This is a genomic window from Streptomyces litchfieldiae, assembly GCF_031845365.1.
Classification (GTDB): Bacteria; Actinomycetota; Actinomycetes; order Streptomycetales; family Streptomycetaceae; genus Streptomyces; species Streptomyces litchfieldiae.
Window position 1 is genome coordinate 1 of the sequence record NZ_JAVREL010000114.1, and the last position, 451, is coordinate 451.

Annotated in this window: 1 protein-coding gene; it reads right to left on the reverse strand. The window is 71.0% G+C overall.

Annotated features, from left to right (window positions below; all coding sequences use genetic code 11):
* Positions 1–88: 88 nt before the first annotated feature.
* Positions 89–451 (reverse strand): DUF1349 domain-containing protein (locus tag RM590_RS35635; RefSeq protein ID WP_311708961.1); only part of this gene is annotated, 363 nt, incomplete at its 5' end.

Consider the following 451-nt stretch of genomic DNA (forward strand, 5'->3'; position numbering starts at 1 on the left):
GTTCTGATCAGCAGGGGGAGGGCGGGCCGGGGCTCGTCGATCATGCGTTCCAGGACGTGTCCGGGGCCGCCCCGGTTCCCGGGGTCACTCAGCTGCCGTCGCGCAGGTCCTTCGGCCAGCTCGGGCGGTACTCGATGTGGTCGTACGTCACGACGCACCCCTCGCCCATCGGGGCCTGGGCCATGAAGCCGACGAGGGCCGCGTCGGTCTCCTTCTCGGTGCCCTGGGTGAAGAGGCGGACGAAGGTCCAGCGCACGCCGTCGCGGGAGGCGTGGAAGGCGAACGCCCGGCCGGTGCGGCTCACCCGCAGCCAGACCGAACTGCCGTCCACAGCGAAGGAGTTGGCGTCGTCGGAGTGGCCCCGGGTGACCACCGTGCAGACGGTCGGCACGTCCGGCGAGTACTCCAGGCAGAGTTTGGCCCAGGCCCGCTCGCCCACATGGACGTAGAG